Genomic DNA, 13,956 nt, shown 5'->3' with positions numbered 1-13,956 from the left:
GAACTTGGTTTTACAAATAAAGTGTCGGCATGTACATTGTTTTGTGTCTCAACATACAGGGCCTTCACAGGGAATGAGATCCTCACTGCCCTTGTCAAGTTTAAATTAGTTATCAATCATGTTAAGAAAAACAAGTGATACATTCCCATTGTAATTGTGTCGGAAATACTTGTCAAGCGTGCCATCTTAGCGTTTGCAAAAGCAGATCAGAATTATTCTTGATTCAGCAGCTGATATACTTTATTGTTCACTTGTCCCAGTTTAATGTTATTTTGAATGTTTGAGAACAAAACAACAATGGTTTGACCAGATTTGCTAAAGCTGTTCAAAATGTTGAAGCCCGGCATGACACCATGGCTTGAATAGCTACCGGGAGCAACATAAAATCCCATTCCGTATGTGGAGCTGCTTCCTGGCGTAAACATCTTTTTATAGCTCTTCTGCGAATACAGTTTGCCGTCAATCAGGGCTTGGTCAAATTTGTACATATCTATAGCACTCATATAAATATCTCCAGCACCATACAGCTGAGATAGATCGGGCATATACGGTGTAACCGCTTTGCTGCCTTTCAGCTTATACCCGACAGCAGGATAAGGTTCTTTTTCATATGTTTTGTAAAAGCCTGCATGCGTCATTCCCGCCGGTTTAAAAATATGATTCTTTATATATTGTTCATAGGACTCACCGCTTACTTCAGCAACAATATAAGCAAGAACAGAATAGTTGGAATCCTTGTAGCCCCATACGCCCGGCTGACGATTAATTCCCTGACGTTCTATGTCTTTTATTAATTCGTCCGGAGTAATTGCACCGTTTCCTTCAATATGTCCGTTTATTCCCGATGTATGTGTCAGCAGATTTTTCAAAGTAATTGTATGTCCGTTAGGGAAATGAGGTAAATACGTGCTTACCGGATCACTTGTCTGAAGTTTTCCCTTTTCCTCAAGCTGTAAAATGGCGGTTGCAATCAGCGCTTTTTGTGACGAACCGACATAAAAAGATGTTGATGGATTATTTCGAATTTTTCGTTTACGGTCTGCATAACCAAAACCTTTATTTGTTATGATTTCTCCATTTCTAACAATCATGGCTGTTCCGCTGAAACCGATCTTATTTAAATAACTGCTGATTTTGTGATTGCGGTCCACTGTTTTGATTTGTTCCTTTGATATTTTGGCGGTTTTCCTTTTGACTTCTTTTTTCTGGCTGTTTTCTAAAGCTACTGCCGTTTTTTGAAACGGGTATTTCTCTTCACTATTTCGATGAAGCACATTCCACATCGTTAAGCAAATCATCGCTACTAAAAAAACAAACACAATTTTTCCCTTCTGACTTGGTTGTTTCCGGCTACGTTTTGCATTTCTTCTGCGGGTCGGGCTTGTCATTAGTTTTTCCTCCCAAAATAAATGCCATTTTGTACACTTTAGACGGATGAAGTACTGAAAAAGTTGTCGAAAGTTTTTTGCAAAATAAAAAAGGCTGAGTTTTTCACCCAGCCTTTTTTATCATTTCATACTAATTTAATTTTTATTCTAATTCTAATTGTTCTAGCGCTTCTTCAGATTCCTGCTGCGTTACTCCGTTAGTATCCAAGCCGTAATGTTCTCGAATTTGCTCCTGGATCATCAGCATGATATCTTTATTTTCTTTTAGGAACTGTTTCGCATTTTCACGACCTTGTCCAAGACGTTCCTCTTGGTAAGAATACCAAGCGCCGCTCTTTTGTACGATATCTAGTTCGCTTCCAAGGTCGATGATTTCTCCCTCTTTTGAGATCCCTTCACCGTACATAATGTCTACTTCCGCAATACGGAATGGCGGTGCTACTTTGTTTTTCACCACTTTAATTCTCGTTTTATTCCCCATAATGTCATTGCCTTGTTTCAGCTGTTCAGCACGGCGCACTTCTAAACGAACAGACGAATAGAACTTCAGCGCACGTCCACCAGGCGTTGTTTCAGGGTTACCAAACATAACCCCAACTTTTTCACGAATTTGGTTAATAAAGATGGCAATTGTTTTTGATTTGTTGATAGCACCTGATAGCTTACGAAGTGCTTGAGACATCAAACGCGCTTGAAGACCAACGTGTGAATCACCCATGTCTCCTTCAATCTCTGCTTTTGGTACAAGAGCAGCTACAGAGTCAATCACAACAATATCAACTGCCCCGCTGCGGACAAGAGCTTCTGCAATTTCAAGTGCTTGCTCTCCTGTATCCGGCTGAGAAAGTAACAGTTCATCAATGTTGACACCTAGTTTTTGAGCGTAAACTGGATCGAGTGCATGCTCTGCATCAATAAATGCAGCTTGTCCTCCCTGCTGCTGAACTTCAGCAATGGCATGAAGGGCTACTGTCGTTTTACCAGAACTCTCTGGACCATATACTTCGATAATACGGCCTCGGGGATATCCGCCTATTCCAAGCGCAGTATCAAGTGCTAACGAACCACTCGGTACTGTTGAAATACGTGTATCTGTTTGCTCTCCTAGTTTCATAATAGAGCCTTTACCAAACTGTTTTTCTATTTGTTTAAGAGCCATATCTAAGGCTGCTTGACGATCACTCATTCTATTGTTTCCTCCTTTATCAATTCCACTATCTATACTATACCTTGTTTTACGTCATTTGCCAAGAAAAAAACGAACACATATTCGATTTTTTTCTCGGCAGATTTTTTAAGAAAAGAGTGTTTTCTATTAGAAAAAAACGCTCTTTTATAAAGGAGTAAACCTAACAAAAAACAAAATTAACTCTCTTTTAATAAATTGAGTAAGTGATGTAGACCATATTTCACAGCGCGCTTTCGAATGCCCGACCGGCTGCCTGTAAACATCCATTCAAACACGTCCGTCTGGTCTTTCGTCGATAGTCCAATGAACACTTTTCCAACAGGCTGACCCTCTTGGGTATCAGGTCCTGCTACACCCGTAAAGCTAATGCCAATATCACTTCCGGTCAGCTTTCTAACCCCTTCAGCAAGCTCTAAAGCGCACTCTTTGCTGACAGCCCCATAAGAAGACAGTGTTTCTTCCCGGCAGCCAAGTACCTGCTGCTTTACTTGGTTTGTATAACAAACCACACTTCCGTTCAAAATGGATGATGCTCCTTCGAGATCTGTCAGCCATTCGGAGAACATTCCACCCGTCAGACTTTCTGCTGCTGCTACTGTTTTCCCGTGCTCGTGCAAGGCTTTGGACGCTTCGCGGACAAGCGATGTATCCCCATATCCGTAGAAGTACTCTCCTACCCGTGCTAAAATTTGCGATTCTGTTTCTTTTAACAGACGCCCTGTTTCTTTTTCATCCTCATGCTTAGCAGTCAGCCTTAGCGTCACTTCACCGTCAGATGCGAGTGGTGCAATCGTCGGGTTGGTTTGAGCATCAATTAAATCTTCTAGGTCTGTTTCAAGCTGCGATTCACCGATTCCGAAGAAGCGCAGAACAACAGACACAATTTTTTCCTTTAAGCCAAGCTTCTCAGAAATCAGCGGCTTTGCCTCGTTTTCAAACATCGGGTGCAATTCACTTGGCGGTCCAGGAAGAAGCATATAAAACGTATCGTCTTCTTGAACAAACATACCTGGAGCCATCCCGAAACGGTTCACGAGCACATCTGATCCTTCTAGAACGAGTGCCTGCTTACGATTGTTCGGTGACATATCGCGGCCGGTCTTTCGAAAGTAGTCTTGAATCGATTCAAATGCTTCTTCATTTAGTACAAGCTCTTTACCGAGCGTACTCGCAATTGTTTCTTTTGTTAAGTCATCTTTGGTTGGTCCAAGACCACCTGAGAAGATAATAAAATTAGATCTTTCCTGCGCCACCTGAATGGCCTGTTTTAAACGCTCTGGATTGTCACCAACTGCTGTGTGGTAATAAACATTCACACCAATTTCAGCTAGTTGTTTGCTGATGAATTGTGCATTCGTATTCGTAATTTGCCCTAGCAAGAGTTCAGAACCGACTGCAATAATTTCTGCTTTTCTCTCTGACTTCAAAGCGTACACGTCCTTTTTAGTTAGAATTCTTTAAAGCTTCCCAGTTTTTTGCAAAGTAATCCCAGCCTGAGACAACAGTGAAGAACACCGCTACCCACATCGCTAGATCACCAAACGGGAATGATACAAGTTCAAACGGCAGGTTATGCAGTAAAAGTGCTGAAATCGCAATGATTTGCGCCCATGTCTTCACTTTTCCAAGCATATTCGCCGCCACTACTTCACCGCCTCCAGCTAATACAAGTCTTAGACCTGTTACAGCAAATTCACGGCTGATGATCACTATCGCCATCCATGCCGGTGTGAGGTTGTATTGAACAAGTATAATTAAAGCAGCTGAAACAAGCAATTTATCTGCAAGCGGATCTAAAAATTTACCAAAGTTCGTCACTAAATTAAGTTTACGTGCGTAGTAGCCATCAATCCAGTCAGTTGTTGAAGCGACAATAAACAGAATCGCTCCAACAAGGTGCGTTACTTCGATGCTGACGTCGCCAAAGCGTGCGACACCCCAATCAAACGGTGCAAGCATAATGATCATAAAAACAGGGATCAAGGCGATCCTAGAAAGGGTTATTTTATTCGGTAAGTTAAACATGAAATTCAATCCTCCAATAATGCAATTTTTTATGTATATATAATAGTAGGAACAAAAGAAAAGTCATCTACTTGCTTAAGATGACTTTTCCTTTCCTTTATTCACAATCACAATGTTTTGTGTCATGGTATTCTTAGGGTCTAATTCGTACTTAAGTGTCTCGTCATTTACCTTGATATCAATTCCAGACGCATTGCCTAGACGGATATCGACCTGAGAAAGATCAGAAAGGTCTGTTTTAAACGATTCGCCATCTTTTAGTTCACCCATCTTCAGCACTTTTCCAGATTCGTCTCTTACGCGCAGCCATGAAGCTTGCGAGGCAGAAATGGTTAACTCCATTTCGTCAGCACCTGATACTTCATACGTTGTCGTTGAGCCTTCTGTATTCGTCGCCTTTAAAGAGACCGTTTCATCGTCTTTTGATGAATCATCTTTTTTAGATGATTTTTCTTTATCATCTGACGTAGCTTTTTCTTTTTTCTTTTGATCTTTTGCAAGAGATGAATCCTCAGATACTTCATATTTAGATTCTGATTGCTGAGGGGCCGCCTGATTATTCTTCTGTCCGCTATCATGATTCACCGCCTGCACGATCACATAAATGATGGCGATGACTACAATGATGCCTCCAATAATTAAAATTGTCGGCAATAGCTCGAGCACTTTCGAGGCAGGCTTTGGCAGCTCTCTTTGCGGCTTAATATTCGATAATTTATCAGATACTTCATCATTGTACGTGCTTGGAACATCTTTACGAAACTCTTCGAACAATTGTTCAGGATTCAGTCCAACGGCTTCGGCATATTGTTTAATAAACGCTCTGACGTAAAATTTACCTGGAATAATATCATAGTTTCCTTGTTCGATTGCTAGCAAATAGCGCTTTTGGATCTTGGTAACCGTCTGAAGATCCTCCAGCGACATCCCTTTTTCCTCTCTGGCCTCAACGAGCCGTTTTCCCAATTCAGTCAAAACAAACACCTACCATTACCATATTAAAAATCGAAGCCAGAAAAACCAGAATGATCAAACACTTGTGGTTCTTCAGCGTGTTCATATGTAATCTCTTCGTCTGCGCTATTACGCAATTCAATGATATAGTCGAAATCATCCATTGTATATTCTGAATTTTGAATAAAGATGTCTGGATGCTCGACCACCTTTGTTGCCGGCAGTCTCATAATTTCCCTTAAAAGCTGCAAATGCTTCTCAGAACCTCTTCTTGTCGACACAATTCCATCAATAATAAAGACGTTATCTGGGCTGTATTCATCTGCGATCAGCTGACTTCGGATCGTCTGTTTCAAAAGAGTAGACGATACAAACAGCCATCTCTTGCTTGCACAAACACTTGAAGCCACAATTGATTCTGTTTTTCCGACACGCGGCATACCGCGAATCCCAATCAATTTATGTCCTTCTTTTTTAAAGAGTTCAGCCATAAAATCAACAAGAAGACCGAGCTCGTCTCTTTCAAAACGGAACGTCTTTTTGTCATCCGCATCACGCTGTATGTATCTTCCATGACGAACAGCTAAGCGGTCACGAAGCTTTGGCTGTCTTAATTTCGTTACTTTTATCGTTTCCATTGTATTTAAAATTGATTCAAGCCGCTTAATTTGATCTGTGTGGTCACAGCGTAAAAGCATTCCGCGTCTTGATACATCAACACCATTGATTGTCACAATATTAATTGAAAGCATCCCCATTAGAGAAGAAATGTCTCCTAAAAGTCCGGGACGGTTTACCTGTATCTCATATTCAAAATACCATTCGAGCTTTGCCAAATGATATTACCCCCTTCATTGTGGCAAATTTTTACCTTCCTTTATCATAAAGCATTTTCACATTTTTAGAAAGCACAATGTTGTGAAACGGTTAAAATAAAAAGAGAGGCACAAACGACCTCTCTTTTTGTTTAGTGCGAGCTATTATTTTCAACTAGCTTGACCATCATATTTGCAATGGCACGCTGCTCATCTTCTGATGCAACGCTCCAAAGGTCAGCAAGTACTCTTTCCTGCTCGTTCTTTGCCTCAACTTCGTTAGCTAGATATCCGCCAATTTCATATGCAAGGTTATTGATGGTCTCATCTTCTAAACCTTTATCCTGCGCATGATTTAAGCGATCACCTAAAAAGTTTTTCCAATGGTCCCAGTTCTCAAGTACAGACATGTCGATTCCTCCATTCGAAAAGATGAATTACAGCCATAGCTTTTGTCATGGAGAGACGAATTATACACGTTTTTTAACAGTACCAGCCGCCATTAACAGATAAAATTTGACCTGTGATATAACTTGACTGTTTTGAGGCGAGAAACCAAATGACATCTGCAACTTCCTCAGGCGATGCAAGCCGGCCAAGCGGGATTTCTTCTTCCAGCATTGCGATGTCTTCCTGCGTAAAACTACTCATCATGTCTGTTTTGACAGCACCTGGTGAGACAGCATTTGCTCTAATTCCACTTGGGGCAAGCTCTTTTGCTAATCCTTTTATAAAAGCATTTTGCGCACCTTTGACCATGCTGTACAGCACTTCACACGATGCTCCCGTTTCTCCCCATATCGAGCTGACCGCAATGATATGGCCTGCTTTCTTTTGGATCATGGCAGGTAAAAGGGATTGGGTAAGCTCATATGGACTTGTGACATGAAGCTGCACCATACTGGCTAATACATCTTTTTCTGTGTCTGTCACCAATCCGACATGGCTCCTGCCGCTATTTAAAACAAGTATATCTGGACAGAGCGGCAGGCGGCTGACAAGCTCATCTGCTCCGCCCGTTATAGCTAAATCTGCTTGAACGACATGCGTCTGAATGTGATATGCCTCATCCAAATGAGCGGCGAGGCGCACAGCTGCCTGTTCATTTTTATGATAATGAAGCATTAGGTTGCAGCCTTCTTGGGCAAGCTTTTTGGCTGCTGCCTGCCCAATCCCGCCACTGGCACCTGTTATCAGCGCCCAACGACTCATCACATTGATTCCTTCTTTCTATATGGGATACCTATTCTTTTCGTTTAAATGGGAACCAGTTGGCTGATCCGAACAATTTCACCATTACAGGTACGAACAATGGTAGCACAACGAGTGCGTACAATAAAAGTCCTGTGAGGACAAGTGTTGCAATCTGCAAGAGAGACAGCACACCTGATGGAAGCATTGCGGCAAATGTTCCTGCCAGAATAACAGCAGCAGACATAATGACAGATCCCATATTTTTCATTGATTCGGTCATGGCAAACTGGATGTCTTTTGTTTTGTATTCATTGAATCGCTCCATTAAGAAAATCGAATAATCGACTCCGAGCGCCATTAATATGACAAATCCAAAGAATGGTACAGCCCAGTTAATGCCTGGATATCCGAAGAAATGGGTGAAGATAAATTCTGTTATACCGATTGCTGTAAAGTAAGTCAATATGAGTGAACCTACCAAGTACAGCGGCATAACAAGCGAACGGAACAAGATCACCAAAATAAGGAAAATACCGATCATCATGTAAAGCACCGTCTTATTGAAATCTTGATCTGACAGCTGTTTCAGATCAGCGTTCATACTTGATACACCTGAAACGCCAAATGACGCATCTTTTAGGTTTGTTTCAGGAAGTGCCCTTTCAACAGAAGCTTCCACTTGTTTTATTGTCGACAGAGCTTCATTTCCATATGGATTTTTTTCTAAAATGACATCAATTTTTGTCATCTTGCGATCATCTGACATGTATGAATCAAATACTTGCTTGAACGCTTTATTTTTTAAGACGTCTTTTGGAATAAACCAGCCGGCCATGTCTTGATCTGGTGCATTTTTCAGTTCATCTAAGTAGTCACCTGCACCCATTAAGCCGCTCGAAATTTTCTCCAGTCCATTAACACTTTTGTTCAGGCCATCTGTCAGCTTTGTCAGATCATCCCCAAAGCCGCCAATCTTTTCTTTCATTTGCTTTTGACCATTAATGATGTCGCCCGCTCCATTTGCAAGCTTTGGCATATTATCAGCTAATTGTCCTTGGCCTTTAGACGTTTGATCCAGTCCAGTTTCAACTGCATCTAAGCCAGCAATGAGTTCATCGATTTGACTCGTCAAGACTTTTTGCTGCTCTGAGGCTTTTGCGATAAAGGCATCAGCTGCTTCAAGCTGCTTTCTAGCTTCTTTCGCTTGTTTGGCATAGCTGTCTGCCTGTTTCGCCCCTTCTTGCAAGGTCGCAGAAAGTTCATTGTACGAAGCTTTGATCGCTTGATACGATTGATTTTCTTTTACCTGCGGGATTTGCTTTTCAAGTGTACTAAATTGTGTATTTGCTTGTTTGATTAACGCTTTTACATCTGCTGCGGCAGAGGATGATGTATCCACTTGCGCTAACGCCGCCTTTAGTTCTTTAGAAATGCTTTTATACAGCGAAACTTGCTGATTCACTTGTGCGACTTGAGCCGTTAATTCCTTTTTCGCACCTTTGATTTCATTTTTAATGGCTTCTACACCTTTTTTATTTTGGTCGATGCCGTTTTGCAATTTTCTTAAGGATTTTTCAACATTTTGAATCCCTGTTTGCACAGATTCAGTACCGGAAATCAATTGATTAATCCCTTTTCCTGATGATTTGATTTGCGGCGTTTGATCCTCAATGGATTGACTCATTGTTGTGAGGGCATCCTGAATTTTTTTCAATCCTTCATTGCTTTTATCAAGCCCTGTGTTCAGTTCCTTGGCTTGTGATTTCACGTACAGATCACTCAGCCCTTTACCGACAGGACGGGTAGCACTTCTGACTTTGCTGACACCATCTGTTTGTTCAATTGCACGGCTGAGTTTTTCGATGGCAATCAGCCCTTCATTGTTGTCTAAAACATCAGCTGATTTCACGACCACTGTTGCCGGAAGTGCTTCACCCGGTCCAAACTTGTCAGAAATGGTATTGAATGCGTTGACCGATTCGTATTTGTTACCAATTTCATCTAAGCTGTTATAAGAAAGGGTTCCTTTATACATCAGAATGGGCGGAAGTGTAATGATTCCTACGATTATTAAGCTGAAAAGCGGTTTCTTAAATGAAAAGCGGCCTGCTGTTTCCCACATTTTTGACTGCGGGTGAGCAATATCGCCTTTAATCGGCCAAAATAACACCTTTCCTAAAACCGCCATAAAGAACGGTACAATCGTGAGAAGGGCCACAATGAGCACAGCAACCCCGACTGCTACTGCAACAGCTGATTTATAAAGCTGAAATTGTGCCAGACCAATACATGTAAAACCAATCAGAACCGCAATTCCGCTGAATAAGACGGTCTTTCCTGCTGTTTTATACGTAATGAGAATCGCCTCAATTTTATCTTTACCATGTGCGATCTCTTCCTTAAAGCGGCTGAGAAGCAGTATGCAGTAGTCCGTTCCAATTCCAAACATGATCGCGACCATAAAGATTTGAGTAAAGGTCGAGAGCGGAAAGTCTACATATTTTACTAAATAAGCCACGATCGATTGACTCACCAAGTAAGACAGTGCCACTGCGACTAACGGAACGAAAGGCGCCACAGCTGATCTAAAAACAAGAACAAGAACGACGAGAATAAACCCAATCGTAATGAATTCTGTTTTCTTCAAGCCTTCCTGCGAACTTGTGATAACATCATCATCAATTAACGGCTGCCCTGTCATTTCAAATTTCAGGTTTAAGCTTTTCAGCTTTTCATTGACTCTTTCTTTAAAATCGGATGCTTTGATTTTGTTTGAGTCATATGTAACTGGAACAAGAAGTGTCGTTTGATCTTTGGAGAGCATTTGTTTTTTAATATCTTTATTGGCTTCAAAGTAAGAAGTGATGTCCTCTATGTGGAGATCTTGATCCTTTTCTAAAATGTCCATTGCCTTTTTTAAAGAGGTTTCTCTTTCTTTCACAATGTTCTTTTCTTGAAAGACAATGACGATTGATTTTTCTGTATCCCCGTTTTCAGACATTTTCTTTAATAACTGATTGGCATATGAGGACGGATAGCCGTCTGGTACAGAAATTTGCCCCTTTTCTTTTGTTAATTGCGCCATATTAGGAGCGGTGATGAGTAACACTGCCGCTAATACGACCCACAGGATCGTGATCAGCCATCTACCCTTTATGATTGCTCTCATTAGTACTTTGTGCCTCCTCTTCGATGATCACTTGATAGATCTTTTCATATGTTTGAATAAATGATTCCATTTCTTTTTCTTCAAGCTTTTCAAAATAAGATCGAACTAGGTCTTGAAGCTGCTTTTCCATTCGGCTGACTACATCTTTGCCCTCTGGCGTGACATACAGGTGAACATTTCTTCTGTCAGCTTGATCATGTTCACGAAAAATATAGTTTCTCGTAAAAAGACGATTGGTCATAGATGTTACAGCACTTTTGTTTACATTACATACATAAGCCAGGTCCGTTGATGTACACCCCGGATGTAAATTGATGTATCGAAGGGAGTAATATTGATCAAGCGTCAGCTCTTTATCAAGCTTTTCTGTGATCATACTCGATACTTTTTTCTCCATCATGAGATAGACATCTGTATACCTCTGGATGAGCTGGGCAATTTTATTTTGTTCCATACGCTGCTCCTTTTTAGTTTAAGTGTTTAACTATTAAAGAGTTTAACTAACGAACAAAACAATTGTCAATGAATATCCTCGCAAATAAAGCGGCTTTTTCAATAAACATAAAAAAAGACAAACTCTGCCGATATGAGTTTGTCTTTTTACATTTATTTTGTTTTTGGGACGACTTTGAAAACGGACATCCGTTCTTCATCAATTTCTTCATCTAAAATTTGCTGAATATCAGCTAATTGAATTTGTTCCAGCACTGTGACGACATCAAATAAGCTCATGTCTAAGAATGCATATCGAGTAAATTGGTTCGCAATGTATTCTGGAGAATTCATGGCTTTTAAAAAGCTGCCGATTTTTTTCTTGCGGGCAAGCTCAATTTTCTCCTCTGTCATGAGGCTTTTTGCTTGAAGAAGGGTTTCTTTTAATACTTTTGCGAGTTGATCAGGATCATTTGTATCCCCGCCAACTGAAGTGAAGCCAAAGCCGCCTTCTTCTGTATAATCGTAGCTGAATGTTTCATCAATTAAGCCTTTCTCATACATCTGTTCATATTGTAATGAGCTTTTGCCAAACAGCGTCTCTAAAATGAGGTTCATCCCAAGCTCATGCTTTAGCAGTTGATTTCCTTTTTTATGCGGATTTTTTGTTTTCAACCCGAACATACATTTAGAGCCTTGTACGTTCATTGGTAGTTCGTATTCTTTCCGGTATACACCTTCAGGTTCATTGATGTCTTTTCGTTTGATCTCCGGCTGATCTGTAAATGGCTTTTTCGCCTGATTCGCTCTGACTTGATCTAAAATTTGCTTCGGATCAACGGGACCGACAACGAAAAGAAGCATATTGCTCGGGTGATAGAACGTTTCATAGCATTCATACAAATGATCTTTTGTAATAGGGGCAATGCTCTCTACTGTTCCAGCAATATCTATTCTCACAGGATGCTCTTGATATAAATTTTCAATCAGACCAAAGAATAAACGCCAGTCCGGATTGTCATCATACATGTTAATCTCTTGGCCAATAATACCCTTTTCTTTTTCGACTGTTTTTTCAGTAAAATAAGGCTCCTGAACAAAATCAATGAGTGTCTCAAGATTTTGTTCGACATTTGAGGTGCTAGAGAATAAATAAGCCGTTCTCGTAAACGTTGTAAAAGCGTTTGCGGATGCTCCTTGTTTACTAAAAGTATGAAACACGTCTCCATCTTCTTTTTCAAACAGCTTATGCTCTAAGAAATGGGCAATTCCGTCAGGTACTCGAATCATGTCTTCTTTGCCAAGCGGCACAAATTCATTATCAACTGAGCCATATTTTGTTGTAAAGGTCGCATAGGTTTTGTTAAACCCTTGCTTTGGCAGCACATAGACGTCAAGTCCGCTTTCCATTTTTTCGTGATAGACCGTTTCTTGCAGCTGATCGAATTGAATTGTTTTCACTGTCATGAAGCACCCTCCGTTCCTTTAAGAAAATAGGTCGTATCCCACTCGATTTTCTGACCCACTTTGATGATGTCCTCTTTTGTCACTCGGTCTAATGCTTCCAAAAAGGAATCAAGGGTTTCCCCAGTTGGCACAACGGCATGCTGATATAAATATTCTGCTGTCCCATAAGATGTATCGATCGTTTCAAGCAGCTGGTTTTTGACGACTGCTTTTGTTTGATCAATTGCTTCATCAGAAAAATCACCTTTTTGCATCGCTTCAAATTGTTCTTTGATGATGTCTACTGCCTGCTGGTAGTTGCCAACTTCAATCCCTGACATGACCATCATCAAGCCTTTAAAGCTCTCAAGTCTAGAAACAGCGTAGTACGCAAGACTTGCTTTTTCACGAACATTGATGAATAGCTTAGAATGCGAGAAACCGCCGAATATACCATTAAACAAATGCAGCGCCGGATAATCTTTATCTGCAATCGTTGTATGTGTGCGAAAGCCGATGTTCAGTTTGCCTTGTTTTACGTCCTCTTCATCAATGACTTCTTTTGGTTCATTTTGAGGTCTTGCTGATTCAGTCTGTTGTTTGATCGGTTCTCTTTCACTTGTTTTAAAGTATTGGGAGACCATTCGGCTGATGTCTTGTTCGTCAACATCTCCTACTACATAAAGATCAAGCTGGTTTGATTGAAGCGCATGCTCATAAGCTTCAAAGAGCGAGTGAGCGGTGATTGCGTCGATGTCTTCCATTTCACCATTGACGTGCAGTGCATATGGTTCACCTTTACACATTTCCTGCACGAGTCTTAAATTCGAATAACGCATTTTATCATCATAGACTGCCTGAATTCGCTGTTTTAACGTGCGTTTTTCTTGATCTACATATAATTGACTAAACACCCCATCTTCAACATACGGGTGGAATAATAGGTCAGATAGTAAGGCAATCCCTTTTTCTAGTAAAGGAGTTTGATCCTTTAGATATTTTTCATTCGCCATTTCTAGACGGAAGGTAATAATGTGATTCTCACCTTTTTTCGCCATGTCTGCCGAAACGGTTGCTCCATAGAGCTCATCAAAATAAGCACGCAATGCACCTGTTTTCGGCATCTTTTCTGTTCCTCTTAACAACACATGCGGGAAAAGAGAACGCATGGTGACGTCATCTTTGGATAACGGTGCAAGCATTTTAAAAAGGATTGTCACGGTTTTAAATTTTTCTGTTTTGACAATATGAGTATGAAGACCAGGTGTGTCCAGTGTCTTCTCTTGTAAGTACGTCATGAGAAACCTCCTTTGTTCATCCTATTTATTATGTATTAGAACATAG

Annotated in this window: 12 protein-coding genes; all 12 read right to left on the bottom strand. The window is 40.7% G+C overall.

Going from position 1 to position 13,956, the window contains the following annotated elements:
- Positions 1-212 precede the first annotated feature (212 nt).
- Complete coding sequence (locus ACN6NB_RS08205; protein WP_064498482.1) at positions 213-1,388, bottom strand: serine hydrolase domain-containing protein; 1,176 nt, start codon at positions 1,386-1,388, stop codon at positions 213-215.
- A 142-nt stretch (positions 1,389-1,530) separates the two neighbouring features.
- On the bottom strand, positions 1,531-2,574 hold the full coding sequence (gene recA, locus ACN6NB_RS08200; protein ID WP_039178719.1) for a recombinase RecA: 1,044 nt from the start codon (positions 2,572-2,574) through the stop codon (positions 1,531-1,533).
- Positions 2,575-2,753: 179 nt separating this feature from the next.
- Entirely contained in the window at positions 2,754-4,004 is a 1,251-nt protein-coding gene (locus tag ACN6NB_RS08195) for a competence/damage-inducible protein A (RefSeq protein WP_144491239.1), read from the bottom strand.
- Between the two features lie 16 nt (positions 4,005-4,020).
- Positions 4,021-4,602 (bottom strand): CDP-diacylglycerol--glycerol-3-phosphate 3-phosphatidyltransferase, encoded by a 582-nt coding sequence (gene pgsA, locus ACN6NB_RS08190; protein WP_047202208.1) that lies wholly within the window; start codon positions 4,600-4,602, stop codon positions 4,021-4,023.
- Between the two features lie 75 nt (positions 4,603-4,677).
- Positions 4,678-5,577: a helix-turn-helix domain-containing protein gene (locus ACN6NB_RS08185; protein WP_059376236.1), complete on the bottom strand. Its 900-nt coding sequence runs from the start codon at positions 5,575-5,577 to the stop codon at positions 4,678-4,680.
- A gap of 23 nt (positions 5,578-5,600) precedes the next feature.
- Positions 5,601-6,392 carry a DUF3388 domain-containing protein gene (locus ACN6NB_RS08180; RefSeq protein WP_003211480.1) on the bottom strand — a complete coding sequence of 264 codons (792 nt, stop codon included), beginning with the start codon at positions 6,390-6,392 and terminating at the stop codon, positions 5,601-5,603.
- Between the two features lie 131 nt (positions 6,393-6,523).
- Positions 6,524-6,781 carry a DUF3243 domain-containing protein gene (locus ACN6NB_RS08175; protein WP_024424114.1) on the bottom strand — a complete coding sequence of 86 codons (258 nt, stop codon included), beginning with the start codon at positions 6,779-6,781 and terminating at the stop codon, positions 6,524-6,526.
- Positions 6,782-6,854: 73 nt separating this feature from the next.
- Positions 6,855-7,583, bottom strand: coding sequence for an elongation factor P 5-aminopentanone reductase (gene ymfI / locus ACN6NB_RS08170; protein ID WP_144491238.1), 729 nt, complete (start codon positions 7,581-7,583; stop codon positions 6,855-6,857).
- A gap of 31 nt (positions 7,584-7,614) precedes the next feature.
- Complete coding sequence (locus ACN6NB_RS08165; RefSeq protein ID WP_059376241.1) at positions 7,615-10,734, bottom strand: MMPL family transporter; 3,120 nt, start codon at positions 10,732-10,734, stop codon at positions 7,615-7,617.
- Entirely contained in the window at positions 10,712-11,188 is a 477-nt protein-coding gene (locus tag ACN6NB_RS08160) for a MarR family winged helix-turn-helix transcriptional regulator (protein ID WP_039178702.1), read from the bottom strand. Before ACN6NB_RS08160 ends, ACN6NB_RS08165 begins: the two co-directional genes overlap by 23 nt.
- A 152-nt stretch (positions 11,189-11,340) precedes the next feature.
- The gene (gene yfmH / locus ACN6NB_RS08155) at positions 11,341-12,633 is read right to left on the bottom strand and encodes an EF-P 5-aminopentanol modification-associated protein YfmH (RefSeq protein ID WP_039178701.1); all 1,293 of its coding nucleotides are present in this window, start codon (positions 12,631-12,633) and stop codon (positions 11,341-11,343) included.
- Positions 12,630-13,910, bottom strand: a complete 1,281-nt coding sequence (gene yfmF / locus ACN6NB_RS08150) for an EF-P 5-aminopentanol modification-associated protein YfmF (RefSeq protein WP_144491237.1) — start codon at positions 13,908-13,910, stop codon at positions 12,630-12,632. Before yfmF ends, yfmH begins: the two co-directional genes overlap by 4 nt.
- Between the last annotated feature and the right edge of the window lie 46 nt (positions 13,911-13,956).

The organism is Bacillus sp. 11B20 (assembly GCF_056098985.1).
Note: the sequence above shows the minus strand (reverse complement) of the source record. Positions and strands in the feature narration are given on the sequence as shown.

What these genes read in the sequence shown, in the direction of transcription:
- ACN6NB_RS08205 (WP_064498482.1), bottom strand. Translation starts at nt 1,388, where the DNA reads ATGACAAGCCCGACCCGCAGAAGAAATGCAAAACGTAGCCGGAAACAA.
- recA (WP_039178719.1), bottom strand. Translation starts at nt 2,574, where the DNA reads ATGAGTGATCGTCAAGCAGCCTTAGATATGGCTCTTAAACAAATAGAA.
- pgsA (WP_047202208.1), bottom strand. Translation starts at nt 4,602, where the DNA reads ATGTTTAACTTACCGAATAAAATAACCCTTTCTAGGATCGCCTTGATC.
- ACN6NB_RS08175 (WP_024424114.1), bottom strand. Translation starts at nt 6,781, where the DNA reads ATGTCTGTACTTGAGAACTGGGACCATTGGAAAAACTTTTTAGGTGAT.
- ymfI (WP_144491238.1), bottom strand. Translation starts at nt 7,583, where the DNA reads ATGAGTCGTTGGGCGCTGATAACAGGTGCCAGTGGCGGGATTGGGCAG.
- ACN6NB_RS08165 (WP_059376241.1), bottom strand. Translation starts at nt 10,734, where the DNA reads ATGAGAGCAATCATAAAGGGTAGATGGCTGATCACGATCCTGTGGGTC.
- ACN6NB_RS08160 (WP_039178702.1), bottom strand. Translation starts at nt 11,188, where the DNA reads ATGGAACAAAATAAAATTGCCCAGCTCATCCAGAGGTATACAGATGTC.
- yfmH (WP_039178701.1), bottom strand. Translation starts at nt 12,633, where the DNA reads ATGACAGTGAAAACAATTCAATTCGATCAGCTGCAAGAAACGGTCTAT.
- yfmF (WP_144491237.1), bottom strand. Translation starts at nt 13,910, where the DNA reads ATGACGTACTTACAAGAGAAGACACTGGACACACCTGGTCTTCATACT.